This is a genomic window from Corallococcus sp. CA049B (assembly GCF_003611685.1).
Classification (GTDB): domain Bacteria; phylum Myxococcota; class Myxococcia; order Myxococcales; family Myxococcaceae; genus Corallococcus; species Corallococcus coralloides.
Genome location: NZ_RAWC01000059.1, coordinates 13868 through 26758, shown reverse-complemented (window position 1 = coordinate 26758; position 12891 = coordinate 13868). Strand labels below are relative to the sequence as shown.

Annotated in this window: 13 protein-coding genes; 4 read left to right on the top strand and 9 right to left on the bottom strand. The window is 69.5% G+C overall.

The genetic code is table 11. The features are described 5' to 3' along the window. The first annotated feature begins 56 nt into the window (after positions 1-56). Positions 57-1193, top strand: a complete 1137-nt coding sequence (locus D7W82_RS15855) for a 3-deoxy-7-phosphoheptulonate synthase (RefSeq protein ID WP_120619156.1) — start codon at positions 57-59, stop codon at positions 1191-1193. Here the strand turns inward: D7W82_RS15855 and D7W82_RS15850 are convergent. The 6 genes from D7W82_RS15850 to D7W82_RS15825 all read right to left on the bottom strand — a co-directional run bounded on the left by D7W82_RS15850 (position 1183) and on the right by D7W82_RS15825 (position 5958). Continuing rightward, positions 1183-2016, bottom strand: coding sequence for a prephenate dehydratase (locus D7W82_RS15850; protein WP_120619155.1), 834 nt, complete (start codon positions 2014-2016; stop codon positions 1183-1185). The genes D7W82_RS15855 and D7W82_RS15850 overlap by 11 nt on opposite strands. Beyond that, entirely contained in the window at positions 2009-3148 is a 1140-nt protein-coding gene (pheA, locus tag D7W82_RS15845) for a prephenate dehydratase (RefSeq protein ID WP_120619154.1), read from the bottom strand. Before pheA ends, D7W82_RS15850 begins: the two co-directional genes overlap by 8 nt. 40 nt (positions 3149-3188) lie before the next feature. Continuing rightward, entirely contained in the window at positions 3189-3779 is a 591-nt protein-coding gene (locus D7W82_RS15840) for a DUF4291 domain-containing protein (RefSeq protein ID WP_120619153.1), read from the bottom strand. Next, entirely contained in the window at positions 3776-4252 is a 477-nt protein-coding gene (locus tag D7W82_RS15835) for an EVE domain-containing protein (protein ID WP_120619152.1), read from the bottom strand. The genes D7W82_RS15840 and D7W82_RS15835 overlap by 4 nt, the downstream gene beginning before the upstream one ends. Positions 4253-4268: 16 nt before the next feature. Next, on the bottom strand, positions 4269-4901 hold the full coding sequence (locus D7W82_RS15830; protein WP_120619151.1) for a hypothetical protein: 633 nt from the start codon (positions 4899-4901) through the stop codon (positions 4269-4271). A 67-nt stretch (positions 4902-4968) separates the two neighbouring features. Further along, the gene (locus tag D7W82_RS15825) at positions 4969-5958 is read right to left on the bottom strand and encodes a WD40 repeat domain-containing protein (RefSeq protein ID WP_158617674.1); all 990 of its coding nucleotides are present in this window, start codon (positions 5956-5958) and stop codon (positions 4969-4971) included. A gap of 27 nt (positions 5959-5985) precedes the next feature. On the opposite strand from D7W82_RS15825, the gene D7W82_RS15820 reads away from it, so the two are divergent. Then, on the top strand, positions 5986-6807 hold the full coding sequence (locus D7W82_RS15820) for a tetratricopeptide repeat protein (protein WP_233587620.1): 822 nt from the start codon (positions 5986-5988) through the stop codon (positions 6805-6807). 43 nt (positions 6808-6850) lie between these two features. Here D7W82_RS15820 and D7W82_RS15815 read toward each other — a convergent pair whose 3' ends face one another. Beyond that, on the bottom strand, positions 6851-7225 hold the full coding sequence (locus tag D7W82_RS15815) for a DUSAM domain-containing protein (protein WP_120619148.1): 375 nt from the start codon (positions 7223-7225) through the stop codon (positions 6851-6853). A 440-nt stretch (positions 7226-7665) separates the two neighbouring features. Beyond that, positions 7666-9699, bottom strand: a complete 2034-nt coding sequence (locus tag D7W82_RS15810) for an amylo-alpha-1,6-glucosidase (protein WP_120619147.1) — start codon at positions 9697-9699, stop codon at positions 7666-7668. A gap of 290 nt (positions 9700-9989) precedes the next feature. Here D7W82_RS15810 and D7W82_RS15805 point away from each other — a divergent pair, with 290 nt between their 5' ends. Beyond that, positions 9990-11546 (top strand): phosphatidylserine/phosphatidylglycerophosphate/cardiolipin synthase family protein, encoded by a 1557-nt coding sequence (locus D7W82_RS15805; protein WP_120619146.1) that lies wholly within the window; start codon positions 9990-9992, stop codon positions 11544-11546. Between the two features lie 141 nt (positions 11547-11687). Here the strand turns inward: D7W82_RS15805 and D7W82_RS15800 are convergent, their stop codons facing one another. Next, positions 11688-11879, bottom strand: coding sequence for a hypothetical protein (locus tag D7W82_RS15800; protein WP_120619145.1), 192 nt, complete (start codon positions 11877-11879; stop codon positions 11688-11690). A gap of 406 nt (positions 11880-12285) precedes the next feature. On the opposite strand from D7W82_RS15800, the gene D7W82_RS15795 reads away from it, so the two are divergent. After that, entirely contained in the window at positions 12286-12855 is a 570-nt protein-coding gene (locus D7W82_RS15795; RefSeq protein ID WP_120619144.1) for a polysaccharide biosynthesis/export family protein, read from the top strand. Positions 12856-12891 lie beyond the last annotated feature (36 nt).

Below are 12891 nucleotides of genomic sequence, written 5' to 3'. Positions count from 1 at the left end.
GGTGGGAGGCCGGTGTTGAATGCCGAAGCGGCCCCCCCACCAGGAGAACCCTTCGCATGATCGTGATGCTCGAGCCGGATTCCCCGGAATCCGTCGTGAACGCCGTCCTCCAACTCGCTTCGCAGTACGAGGGCGTCACCCCGCGTGCCCATGTGGTCCAGGGCGCCGAGTCCACCATCACGGAGCTGTACCTGCTGGGCTCCACGTCGCAGGTTCCGCTGGAGCCGTTCCAGCAGCTGCCCGGCGTGCGCCAGGTGGTCCGCGTCTCGCAGAAGTACCGCATCATCGGCCGGCACGGGGGCCAGCGCACCACTGCGGGCTTCGAGTACAACGGCGTCACCTTCGACGACAACTCGGTGAACCTCTTCGCGGGCCTGTGCGCGGTGGATTCGCTGGAGAGCGTTGACGCGATGATGGCGGCGCTCGCTCGCTGCGGCATCAACACCACGCGCATGGGCGCGTACAAGCCGCGCACCAACCCGTACGAGTTCCAGGGCCTGGGCGCGAAGTGCCTGCCCTGGGTGTTCGACTCCGCGGGCAAGCACGGCATCAAGGTCGTCGCGATGGAGGTGACGCATCCGCGCCACATCGATGAGATCAACGACGCGCTGAAGAAGTCGGGGGCGCCCACGGGCGTGATGCTCCAGGTGGGCACGCGCAACGCGCAGAACTTCGAACTGCTCAAGGTGATTGGCCAGCAGCGCACCTTCCCGGTGCTCTTCAAGCGCGGCATGGGCATCACGCTGGAGGAGTCCCTCAACGCGTGCGAGTACGTGGCGAGCGAGGGCAACCCGAAGATCGTCTTCTGCCTGCGCGGCGTGAAGACGCACCTGGGCGACCCGCACCGCAACATGGTGGACTTCGCGCACGTGCCGGTGGTGCGCCGCCTCACGCGCATGCCGGTGTGCGTGGATCCCTCGCACGCGATTGGCCGCGCGGAGGCCCCGCCGGACGGGCTGCCGGACATCTTCCACGCCATTGGCCAGGGCCTCATCGCGGGCGCGTCCATGGTGCTGGTGGACTTCCACCCGACGCCGGAGAAGGCGCTGTGCGACGGGCCGCAGGCGCTGCGCCTGGAGCAGCTGGCCGCGCTCCAGCGCTACACGAACATCGTGCGCTCCGCGTACACGGAGGCCGTGCGCAACGGCGACGGGACGCAGGCCTCGGCTCCGGCCCAGGCCATCAGTCGCTGAGCGCGTAGCTGCCCAGCACTCGGAGCGACGTGCAGGCGCTCCGGGCTTCGTCCAGGGCCGCCTTCACGGGCGCGGTGTCCACCGCGCCCTCCACGTCCAGGCACCAGCGGTAGTCCCAGGCACGGACGCCGCCGGGCCTGGACTCCAGCCGCGCGACGTTCACCCCGTGCGCGGCGAAGGCCGTGAGCACGCGCGCGAGCGCGCCGGGGCCGTTGTCGAGCGTGAGCACCAGGGACGTCTTCCACCGCGAGCCCAGGTGGGGCGGCACGGCCGGGCCCACCGCGAGGAAGCGGGTGGCGTTGTCCGGCGAGTCCGCGATGCCCTCCGCCAGCACGGTGAGGCCGTAGAGCTCCGCCGCGGTCCGGCTGGCGATGGCCGCCGTGCCCTCCAGCGCCTCCTGCGCCACGCGCCGCGCCGCCACGGCGGTGTTCGCCTCCGGCACGGGGTGCAGGTGGTGCCTTCGCAGCCAGCCTCCGCACTGCGCCAGCGCCTGTGGATGTGACAGCGCGCGCGTGAGCCCCTCCAGCGTGCGGCCCGGCGGCGCGAGCAGGCAGTGTCGCACGGGCAGGCGCAGCTCTCCGGAGAGGGCCGGGGTGAACTCCAGGAGCAGATCCACCACCTCCGCCACGGGTCCCGCGAGCGCGCTCTCCATGGGCACCACGCCGCCGTCCACCGTGCCTTCGGCGACGGCCTCGAAGACGGCGCGGAAGGTGGGGCAGGGGATGCGCGTCACGGAGGCGCCGAAGAGGGCGCCCGTGGCCTCGTCGCCGTACGCGCCGCGCTCACCCTGGAAGGCGATGCGGCGGGGGGCGGCGTCAGCCATCGATGGGCTCCGCGAGCGGGTAGGTGCCCAGCACGCGCAGGGACGACGTGAGCGGGCGCAGGTCCTCCAGCGCCGCCGTCACGGATGCGGACGCGGCGTGGCCCTCCACGTCCAGATAGAAGCGGTACTTCCACGGCGCGCCCGGGATGGGGCGCGACTCCAGCTTGGAGAGGTTCACCCCGCGCTGCGTGAGCCGCTGCAGCACCTGGCCCAGCGCGCCCGGGCGGTGCTCCAGCACCACCAGCAGCGACGTCTTGCACGGCACGTCCGGCGCAAGCGGCGTGGGCTGGCGCGACACCTCCACGAAGCGCGTGAAGTCCGAGCCGGGCTGCAGGTCGCTGGCGAGCACCTCGAGCCCGAAGCGGCCCGCCGCGGACTCGCTGGCGATGGCGGCCACGGTCCTGTCGTTGCGATCCGCGACCATCTGCGCGGCGACGGCGGTGTCTGGCCCCAGCACGGCGCGGGCCCAGGGCACGTGCGTGCGCAGGAAGTCCTCGCACTGCGCCAGGGCCTGCGGATGGGACAGCACCTCGCGCAGGTCCTCCAGCTTCGCGCCCTTCACGCCCAGCAGGCGGTGGTCCACCTGGCTCACCACCTCGCCGGTGATGACGCCGTCGCCCGCGGCGAGCACGTCGTACGTCTCATTCATGCTGCCGGCGGTGGTGTTCTCGATGGGCAGCAGCAGCACGTCCTGCTCGCTCTGCTTGAGGGCCTCCACGGCCTGGCGGGCGGTGTCGAAGCCGGTGAGGAGCACGCCGCCCGGCCGGTGGCCGTAGCGCTGGCGGGCGGCCAGGTGGCTGTAGGAGCCCTCGACGCCCAGGTACCCCACGCGCAGGGGCGTGGTGTCCAGGCGGGTGACCAGGGCCTGCTGCCGGGCCACGGACATGTCCAGGATGACGCGGTAGAGGCGCTCCACTTCATGCGGATCCAGGCCGCGCTCCGCTGCCCGGCCGCGCAGCTTGCGCAGGAGCAGGTCCTCGCGTTGCGGGTCCCGGAAGGGCCAGGCCGTCACCAGCTTGGCGCGAGCCACGTCGTCGGCCAGGGCCATGCGCCGCTGGAGCGCATCGAGGACGTCCTCGTCGATGCGCTCGATTTGGGTCCGCAGGGTCTCCAGGGAGGGGATGTCCGCCATGCCCGGAACATAACAACTCGCGTCGAAGGCGCGGGGCCCTTCACATCCCCAGGCGCCGGGCGAGGTCCGGAGGGACGGGGTAGACGGACTCCTTGGGCAGGTGGCGCGTGGCCTGATCCGCGCGGCCGTCGTCCAGGTGCTTGCGCAGCTTCTGGACCTGGGGCGTGAGGTCGGTGATGGACACGGTCCAGTCGTCCACGAAGTGCTGGATGACGGCGCGGCTCAAGCCCACCTGGATGCTGTCGTGGGGCAGGCCCGCGCCGCGCAAGCTGCGCTCCGGGTCCCACTGGATGTGGACGGGCGCGGTGTCGAAGGCCTTGCGCCACGCGTCCGGTGAGCCGTGGGCCTTCGGCTCGAAGCCGGTGAGGACGCCGGAGGACAGCGCCTCCTCCCAGCCGGAGCGTTTGATGCGCACCGCGAGCGTGCGCTCCTGGCCGCTCTTCCGGCCCCAGTTGGAGCGGTGCATGAGCCACAGGAAGCTGGGTTTGATCCACGTCATCCGGCCCACGGAGAACGGCGGGCCGAACTTCTGCTGCTTCACGGCCACGTCGGCGATGGCGTCCGAGTAGGCCTGGTACACGACGATGGTGGCTCGGTCGAAGTCGGCGCGGACTTCGCGGGCTGCGCTCATGGGCGGGCTCTGGGTCTGGCCTTCGGCTTGGGTCTGGCCACGGTGGTTTTGGGGAGCTTCGTCTTGCCCATCTCGAGGACGAGCTCGAAGTGCTCCACGGGGGTGGGCGTCACGCTGAGGCGGCTGCGGGTGATGAGCGGGAAGTCCTTGAGCGCGGGCGTGGCCTTGATGGTGGCCAGCGTCACCGGCGTGGTGAAGGCGACCACGGGGCCCACGTCCACGGAGGCCCAGTCCTCGCCGGGAGCGGTGGGGTCGGGGCCTGGCTTGGAGAGGACGCACGCCACGCCGACGACGGCCTTGTCCTCATTGGAGTGGTAGTAGAGGCACAGGTCCCCGGGCGTCATGGCCCGGATGTTGTTGCGCGCCTCGAAGCTGCGCACGCCCGTCCACTCCGTCCTGCCGTCCTCCTCCAGCTTCGCGTACGCGTAGACGGAGGGTTCGCTCTTGATCAACCAGTACCGCGGAGTCGCCATGGCGGCGCACCCTAGCTCAGGGGGGCGTTTCGCGCGCCTGGGCTGGTTGGGCGTCCGTGTAGCCCGCCCGCCAGGCCCATACCTGAATGATGGGGATGCTTGTGCGCACGGCGTCCCAGGCGCTCGGGTCGTCCTGGGCCTGGGGGCAGGGGATGGGCGTCAGCAGGCTGGGGCTCGGTCCTTCGGGGCGGGTGCCGGGCAACTCCGCGACGTCGAGGAATGCGTTCGGGGGGATGCGGACCGGCGTCAGGGTCTCCGTGAGCCGATCGACGCGATGGAGTGGCTCCACCTGTTCGTAATCAACGGACACGAGGAGATTGCTGCCCACGACATGGATGAAGCCGCCCTTGTCGCGGGTCAGGTAGAGGGCGCCGCCGACCACTGCCACCGCCACGAGGATTCCCAGCTCACGCTTCGTGATCCACTGCGTCTTCAGCGACTCTTCCGCGGGCGGCGGAGGCGGGGCTTCGTACGCGCCGAGGAGGGTGTCGCTCGTCGGCGGGGGACCCTGGGTGAGCCGGAAGTATGCCCACCTCCCGGCGAGCGCCACCGTCGCGAAGACCCCGGCCCCCACGGTGTTCCCCGCGCGAAGCAGCAAGACGGTCGTGACGAAGACGAACCAGAGGAAATTGTTACGACGGAAGTTCATGGCTTCCCCCCTGAAGTGGCCGTCCCGCCACCTCAGGGTGTTTCATGACACGTCTGGTTTTGGAGCGTCAAGAAGCGGGGTCCACAGCCCACAGACCCACGGTTCCGTCTCCCTGGGCGCAGGCGATGAAGCGGCCATCGGGTGAGAAGACCGCATCCCCCGTAGTGAGTTCACTCTCATCCGAGTGGCTGAACAGCACCTCGCCGGTGTCGAAGTGGTAGAGCGCGAAGCCATGGGTGTCACTGGAGGAGACCATCAACTCCCCATCCGGGCTGAAGTCGAGGTTGCTCACGTAATGACGGTCGTCGTTGAACGTCCTCAGGACGCTACGCTCATACACATCCATCACCACGACCTCGTGGACGCCTCTCGCGACGAGCAGGGGCCGCGTGGGGTGGAATGCAACGCCCGCCGCGAACTCAAAACCCAGGGGATGAACCCAGGGATGGGCGCTCGCCTTCAGGTCCCAGAGGTAGAGAGCTGCTTGGTCATGGTTGTAATAGTTAACGATCACCGCCGCGAAGCGTGAGTCACGGGAGAATGCACACGCCTTGACCTGGACGTGCCACTCAACGCCTAGCAGATCACGAACCCATTTCCAGGCCGCCACGTCCCAGAGGAGGGCCTCGCCACGTTCCAGGATGGCCAGCAGCATGCCATCCCGGGACATGGCCAAACCGATGGCGGGCGCGGAGAGGGTCTCCTCACGCCAGAGAGAGCCGTCCGTCGTGGAGAAGGCCATGAGCCGGGGCCTCCAGGTAACAGCGGCCTCCTCGACCGGCGGCCCGGCGGTCACGATGTGATTCGAGCCGTGGAAGAGGGCCTCGATGGGCTCCATCTTCAGCTCCACCGAGCCGCTGGCGACGTCCGTTGCCGTGTCCAGGTTCCACCACCGCAGGCGGGAGTCGGCTTTCGCGAGCAGCCGGGTGCCTGACGGGTCAAAGCAAAGCTTTTCCCAGTGGACGGAGTCGAGCTGGGAACCCAGCTGCCGCACGCGCTTCAGGCCGGGCGCATTCGCAGCGGTGATGACCGCACGGGTCAGGTCTGTCAGGCTCATGTCGTGTAGGCTGGAATGGAAACGCGCGTGCGAAGGAAGACTCCACCCGTCAGGTCCCTGGCGGACGTGGCCATGGTCAGGGCATGGACGATCGAGGAGACGCGGCCTGACGACCGAAAGGCCCTCTTCGAGGCGTACCTCGCGGCGGCGCGGCTCGGGAAGATGGAGGCCATGACGAACGTGGGACTCCATTTCCTCTACGGGGATGGCGTCCGGCGTGATCCGAAGCGCTCCCGGATGTGGACGGAGAAGGCAGCCGCGCTGGGGGACGATGTCGCGGCCTTCAACCTGGGGCTTGCGTATTACTTTGGAAGAGGGGTCCGGAAGAACAAAGGACTCGCGGAGGCATGGTATCGCCTCGCCGCCGCCCGGGGATTCGCGGTCGCCGAGGGAAACCTGGTGGATATCCTGTTCGCGAGCCCCGAAGCCCATCAGCTGAAGGAGGCGGTCCGCATCTATCGGAAGTACGCACGACAGGGAGACCCGGTTGCCACATACAACCTGGGCCTTGCGTATGAGCAGGGAAAGGGTGTCCGCAAGAGCCTGAAGAGAGCCAACGCGTATTACGAAACGTCCGCGAAGGGCGGCTACGAGGACGCCCAGCTGGCCTTGGGCTACAACTATTCCAATGGCGTGGGTCTTCCTACAGACGCCATGCGTGCCTTTGGTTGGTTTCGATTGGCGGCGAAGCAGGGGAGCGCCAAAGCATCCTTCAACCTGGGCCTGATGTTCGCGAACGGCGAGGGCGTGCCCGTGTCCAAGGCGCGCGCCATGCGTCACTTTCGTGAAGCCGCGAACCTGGGACATGTGAGGGCCGCCAGATGGCTGCGGAAGCTCGAGAAGGCTTGATCAGCCCACGTGGGTCCTGCTGAACAGTGCCGCGCCCTCGCTGTCACGGCTCGTCGGCCATGTCGTCAAGCTGCCCCTGTGCCGTCTCACGGTAGAAGGGCACGACTTCGACGGCGAGCACATCGCGCATTTCCTGGCGCGCGCCCTCCCAGTCGCCCGAGTCCTGGAGCCGGTGCATCCGATAGAGGGCGTCCACGAGTCGGTTGGAGCCGTCGGTGATGCGGCGGGCACACTCGCGGAGGAGCGCAAGGGCTCCGGCGTCCGTCTGGAGTGCCGCGGCAGCGCCGGAGACGGCTACTTCATCGGCGGTCTGGATCAGGAGCGCACGCACCTCGTCGGTGACGACGAGCGGGGCGCCCTCACGGAGCACTCGCCGCGACAGGTTGCGGATCTCGTCCCACTTGGGATGGGTGGACATCTAGCGCCTCCTCTTGGGGCCGCACATGTCGATGGGCCATTCGTGCTGGCCTTCGCACCGTCGCAAGCAGGCGGTGCAGTTGCCGCCATACCGGCCGTCGGCGCACTCGTTCCAGGTTCGAAGGCACCTGTTCTTCCAGTCGGGAAGGCGCGGGTCGTCAACGTAGTCGCTTGCGTTCGCGCTGGAGTGCGTGCCCGTGGATCCGACAGCAGCGGCCATGATGGCGGCAGCCTCAGCGGCGGTGAGCCCGCATGCTTCTGGAAGGCCGGGGTGTCGCTGGATGCAGTCGGTTTCGGTGTCCATGGCGACGGTGGCGCATCCTAGGCTCAAGGCCACAAGGGTAGGGGCGAGGTGACGCCGCCAGTGGGCGGTTTTCGGGGCGGTCATGGTTGCGCGGACCCTACAGCCCGCTCACCCCGAAAGAACAAGACCCTCGCGGATCACCCCACGTTGGTCTTGCTAAACACCCGCAGCGCCTCCGCGACACTCCAGGCCTGGGCGAAGCAGCCTCGGGGACGGTAGGGCTCCGTCGCGTCGAAGATTTCGGAAATCTGCCCGATGCCCGCGTGCGACAGGTGGTCTTCCATTCCAGACAGCAGGGCCCTCGCGGCCTTGATGTCCGGGGACACCTTTAGTGTCGCGTCCACGTAATGGCCAATCAGCCAGCCCCACACCGTGCCCTGGTGGTAGGCCGCGTCCCGCGCTCTCAGGTCTCCGTCGTACTTCGGTTTGTAGGCCTTGCTCCCTGGCGCCAGGCTGCGCAGCCCCACGGGCGTCACCAACTCGCGACGCACCACCTCCAGCACCTGCGCCCACTTGTCCCGCTTGAGCACCGGATGCTTGAGCGAGATGGCGAAGACCTGGTTCGGCCTCACACTCGCGTCCACGCGGCCGTCCTCTCCGTCCACCACGTCGTAGAGACACCCGCCCGCTTCATTCCAGAAGCGCTGGTTGAAGCTGCCCTGCGCCTTCTCCGCCGCGGCCCGGTACGGCCCTGATTCCAACCCCAGCCGCTCCGCCCAGCCCGCCATCAGTCGCAGGGCGTTGAACCAGAGCGCGTTGATCTCCACCGCCTTGCCCCGGCGCGGCGTCACCACCCAGCCCTCCACCTTCGCGTCCATCCAGGTGAGCTGGTAGCCCTCCTGCCCCTGCCGCAGGAGCCCGTCCGCCGGATCCACGCCGATGTGGAAGCGCGTGCCCTTCTGGTGGTGCGCCACGATGTCCTGCAACGTTGGGAACAGGTCCCGCAACAGCGCCTCGTCTCCCGTCTCCTCCAGGTAGCGGTCCACCGCGTGGAAGAACCAGAGCGTCGCGTCCGCCGTGTGGTAGACGCCCTCGTTCTCTCCGTCCGGGAAGTAGTTCGGAATCAGCCCGTCCCGCACGTAGTGCTCGAACGTGCGCAGGATGGCCGCCGCCTCGCGGTAGCGCCCCGTGGCCAGCGTCAGCCCATCCAGGCTGATCATCGTGTCCCGGCCCCAGTCCGTGAACCACGGGTAGCCCGCGATGACGCTCCTCGCGTCCAGGCCCATCGACCGCGCCCACGCGGCGTCCGCGGGCCTTGGCGGATCGATGATGAACTGGTCCGCCGCCAACACCAGACGCGCCGGCACTCCCGTGCGCCCATGCTCCGGGGCGCGCTCCAACAGGCGCTCCTGCCTCCCCAGCTCCCGCTCGAACACCTCCTTGGGATTCCGCTCCAGCAGGTGCCCTGGCGCCTCCACCGTGAGCCCGAAGGAGAGCGTGCTCCCGGGCTTCAGCGTCGCCGTGAAGTAGCCCGGCGAGTGCTGCACCTCCGTGAAGTCATAGCCGCGCGCCTTCTCCGTCCGCAGGTGCTGCGGCCTGGACGTCTCCGCCAGGCTCACGTACGGCGTGGGCCCGTCCGAATACAGCCGCATCCGCTGGAGCGGACCGTCCTCCCCATTGCGCAGCTCCACCAGCGGACCGCGCAGCGTGACGATGGGCTCTCCCACCTCCTTCAACAGCGGCCCGTCATGCGGACGCAGCACCGGGTACGGCCGCAGGTGCAGGGTCACCTCCGGACCGGACAGGTGCTCCCACTGGAGGAACACCGTGTCCTCGCCGTGCACCATCACGCGGCGGCGCCTCAGCCGCGCCCGCCCCACCGCGTACTCCCAGACCGGAATCAGCCCCTCCAGGTGGAAGTGCCGCAGGTGTCTCGCGCCGTCCTCCAATGCACTGCCGTCGTCGTGCTCCTCGGACGTGAGCCGGTAGCGCTCCCCGTCCACCAGCGCCGTCTCCTCCAGCCGCGCCATCAGCACCGTGCGGCCCAGCTTCTCCAACGTGGGGATGAACAGGCCGTGGTAGCGGCGCGTGTTGCAGCCCACCACCGTGCCGGAGGCATAGCCCCCACGGCCGTTGGTCAGGAGCCACTCGTGGTGCACTCCGTCGCTGAAGTCGGCGCCGTCCGGGAAGTCGAAGGACAGGCGGGGCAGGGAAGGGGCTGGTTCGTTCACGCCGTCGTCTCCTCCGCTCCCGTCTCCCTGGGCGGAGACGCGCGGGAAAGGGTAGGAAGCAGGAACCCGTCGGACATCGCCCTCGCGGAGAGGTTGCTCATGCATGCCCGCGCCACACAGCGCATCCCCCGGCCCCCGGGCTCGAGGGGAGAACAGCCGGGCAGCCAGGCCCTCGACGCCGCCGCGAGCGCGCTGGAATCCCTTCGCGCGAAGCCCTTGCGACCATCCCCAGGGGACCGCACCTCACCCAGAGCCTCCGGGCGCGCCCCGCTTTCCCGAGGAGACACGCCGTGGCCATCGTGAAGTCATCGGGCATCAGCGGCCGGCAGCACAACCTGGCCGAACAGGTCTTCTCCCGCGCCGCGGGCGCGCCGCTCGTGACGGGCAACGACGTGCGCCTGCTGCGCGACGCTCGTGAGAACTACCCCGCGTGGCTGCTCGCCATCCAGCAGGCCCAGCGCTCCATCCTCTTCGAGAACTACATCATTGAAGACGATGACGTGGGCCGCGGCTTCGCGGAGGCGCTGGCCGCCCGCGCCCGCGACGGCGTGCAGGTCCGCGTCCTCTATGACTGGCTGGGCTGCCAGGGCCCCGCGTCCCGCCGCTACTGGCGCTTCCTGCGCGACGCGGGCGTGGAGGTGCGCTCGTTCAATCCCTTCCAGTTCGACCGGCCCCTGGCGTGGCTGGGCCGCAACCACCGGAAGACGCTCACCGTGGACGGCGAGGTGGGCTTCGTCTCCGGCCTGTGCGTGAGCCACAAGTGGGTGGGTGACGAACAGAAGGGCGTGGCCCCGTGGCGCGACACCGGCCTGGAGATTCGCGGCCCCGCGGTGGCGGACCTGGTGCGCGCCTTCGCCCAGGGGTGGAGCACCGTGGGCCCGCCTCTTGATGAAGAGAGCTGCCTGTCCACTCGCGCCTCCCTGCCCAGGGGCGACGTGTCCCTGCGCGTGGTGGCCGGCGTGCCCTGGAGCGCGGGCCTCTTCCGCGTGGACCAGCTCATCGCGTCGCTCGCGCGCAAGCGGCTGTGGCTCACCGACGCGTACTTCGTGGGCACCGCCACCTATGTGCAGGCGCTCCGGGCCGCGTCGCGCGACGGCGTGGACGTGCGGCTGCTCGTGCCCGGCAGCAGCGACATCCCCGCGCTGCGCCCGCTCACCCAGGCCGGCTACCGCCCCCTGCTGGAGGCCGGCATCCGCGTCTATGAATGGAATGGCACCATGCTCCACGCCAAGACGGCGGTGGCGGATGGCACCTGGGCGCGCGTCGGTTCGTCCAACCTCAACCCCGCCAGCTGGCTGGGCAACTCCGAGATCGACGTCGCCGTGGAGGACGCCCCCTTCGCCCGGTGCATGGAGGACATGTACCTCCAGGACCTGGAGCACGCGACGGAGGTGGTGCTCAGCGGAAGGGAGCGGCGCATGAAGGCCGCGCCCGCGCTGCCTCGCGCGCAGCGGCGGGCTGCCGGCCGGCGGGGCAGCATGAGCCGCGCGGCCGCGGGCGCGGTGCGCCTGGGCAACACCGTGGGCGCCGCCGTCACCAACCACCGCGAGCTGGGCCGCACCGAATCCAAGGTCGTCTTCGGCGCGGGCGTGGTGCCGCTGGCCCTGGCGGGCGTGGCGCTCTACTGGCCCCACGTCGTGGCCGTGCCGGCGGCGCTCGTGGGCGCGTGGGCCGGCGTTGCCCTGTGGAGCCGGGCCCTGCGCCTGCGCCGCCAGGAAGCGCAGGGCCCCGAAGCGCAGCCGCTGCCGGAGCAGGAGGTGCCCGCGCGCCCCTCTCTCCCGGAGCCGCGCGCGCTGCCGGAGGCGCACGCCTCCCACGCTCCGGAATCCGAGCCTCGCCAGCCTTGACGTGAAGGGGAGGGCAGGGCCCGGATACGACAAGGGCCCACGGGCCGGCAGCGGGAGGAAGCGCCGGGCTTCCCACTTCGCTGATCCGGCCCGAAGGCCCTGTGCTTCCTACAGCGCTTCAGCCTTCGCTGGCGCGTGCGCTCAAGCCTGCTTCGCGACGCCCGCGGGCTCCGCCGCCTTGCCGCTCAAGAGCGCGCTGCCGCCGTACAGGGCCAGGCCCACCATGCCGAGCACGCCGGCTTCGATGCCGTTGCCCAGCGACGCCCCCATCAGCCCCACGATGCTGGTTCCAAGCATGAAGACCACCCCCACCGCCCCTGCCACCTTGCCCATCCGCTGTCCCCCTCTGGACTGAATTGGACCCTGAAACCCTACCGCTGTCCGACGCCCATACCCCTATCAAGACCCGTGCCAGGGCTTTGGCACGGGGAGCCCAGAGGGAGCCCGGAAGGGCGTGGAAGGTACGGGGCTCACGTTGGGCAATCCTCTTCCACCCCGTGGAAGCGATCGGCAGAAAGCACAGGGGCGAACACCGGGGTAGGACCGGAATTTTTCCCGGATGCGCCCAGGTGCGCCTGATGTGGCACGCCGTAACCCACCGCATTCCAAGGGTTTTCCCTCTCCGCATGCGCTGGCACACGCGCTGCTAGGAGCCATCGCCAGAAGCGAGCCACCCAGCCCTTCAGGGCGTGTGAACGGTGGCTCGCGCGGAACATCAGTGAACGAAGGAGAGCGGAAGATGGGAATGCGGCGCACGGGGTTCTGGACGGTGATGGGGATGCTCCTCCTGTCGGGTTGTGCTCACCAGCAGACGCTGAAGGTCGACAACGCGGATCAGCCGTACCGCATTGGCCGTGAGGACGTGCTCGACGTGAGCGTCTGGCGCGATCCGGAGCTGTCGCGCACGGTGCCGGTGCGTCCCGACGGCTTCATCTCCATCCCGATGGTGGGGGAGGTCCAGGCCGCGGGCATGACGCCCACAGAGCTGGCGGAGGCGCTCAAGTCGGGCCTGTCGCCGTACGTGCAGGAGCCGCGCGTGACGGTCATCGTCCGCGAGGTCAACAGCAGCCGCGTCTTCGTCACGGGCGAGGTGGCCCACCCGGGCGCCTACCCGCTGCGCGGCCGCGTGTCGCTCCTGCAGGCCATCGCGCTGGCCGGCGGCTTCACGGACTTCGCCAACTCCGACGGCATCGTCGTCATCCGCACGGACGGCAAGGGCGGGCAGATCCCGGTGCGCTACAGCGACCTGGTCTCCCCGGACGGCGAGAGCGTCATCCTGCGGCCGGGTGACACCGTCGTCGTCCCGTGAAGCGGGACGGGCGAGCGGACTTCAAAGACAGACATC

Coding starts and splice junctions, on each gene's coding strand:
- D7W82_RS15855 (WP_120619156.1), top strand. CDS start 57: ATGATCGTGATGCTCGAGCCGGATTCCCCGGAATCCGTCGTGAACGCC.
- pheA (WP_120619154.1), bottom strand. CDS start 3,148: ATGGCGGACATCCCCTCCCTGGAGACCCTGCGGACCCAAATCGAGCGC.
- D7W82_RS15800 (WP_120619145.1), bottom strand. CDS start 11,879: ATGGGCAAGGTGGCAGGGGCGGTGGGGGTGGTCTTCATGCTTGGAACC.
- D7W82_RS15850 (WP_120619155.1), bottom strand. CDS start 2,016: ATGGCTGACGCCGCCCCCCGCCGCATCGCCTTCCAGGGTGAGCGCGGC.
- D7W82_RS15795 (WP_120619144.1), top strand. CDS start 12,286: ATGGGAATGCGGCGCACGGGGTTCTGGACGGTGATGGGGATGCTCCTC.
- D7W82_RS15840 (WP_120619153.1), bottom strand. CDS start 3,779: ATGAGCGCAGCCCGCGAAGTCCGCGCCGACTTCGACCGAGCCACCATC.
- D7W82_RS15835 (WP_120619152.1), bottom strand. CDS start 4,252: ATGGCGACTCCGCGGTACTGGTTGATCAAGAGCGAACCCTCCGTCTAC.
- D7W82_RS15825 (WP_158617674.1), bottom strand. CDS start 5,958: ATGAGCCTGACAGACCTGACCCGTGCGGTCATCACCGCTGCGAATGCG.
- D7W82_RS15815 (WP_120619148.1), bottom strand. CDS start 7,225: ATGTCCACCCATCCCAAGTGGGACGAGATCCGCAACCTGTCGCGGCGA.
- D7W82_RS15830 (WP_120619151.1), bottom strand. CDS start 4,901: ATGAACTTCCGTCGTAACAATTTCCTCTGGTTCGTCTTCGTCACGACC.